Below are 255 nucleotides of genomic sequence, written 5' to 3'. Positions count from 1 at the left end.
GCCCAGACTCCTACGGGAGGCAGCAGTAGGGAATCTTCCGCAATGGGCGAAAGCCTGACGGAGCAACGCCGCGTGAGTGATGAAGGTTTTCGGATCGTAAAGCTCTGTTGCCAGGGAAGAACGTCCGGTAGAGTAACTGCTATCGGAGTGACGGTACCTGAGAAGAAAGCCCCGGCTAACTACGTGCCAGCAGCCGCGGTAATACGTAGGGGGCAAGCGTTGTCCGGAATTATTGGGCGTAAAGCGCGCGCAGGC

At 58.0% G+C, this 255-nt stretch carries 1 rRNA gene; it reads left to right on the top strand.

Annotated elements, in window-relative coordinates:
- Positions 1-255: ribosomal RNA gene (locus KI379_RS33860) — 16S ribosomal RNA — on the top strand; the annotation flags it as partial.

This window comes from Paenibacillus cineris, from assembly GCF_018333335.1.
In the GTDB taxonomy this organism is placed as follows: domain Bacteria; phylum Bacillota; class Bacilli; order Paenibacillales; family Paenibacillaceae; genus Paenibacillus_AQ; species Paenibacillus_AQ favisporus.
The sequence above is the reverse complement of the archived record's forward strand: the minus strand, read 5'-3'. Positions and strand labels throughout refer to the sequence as shown.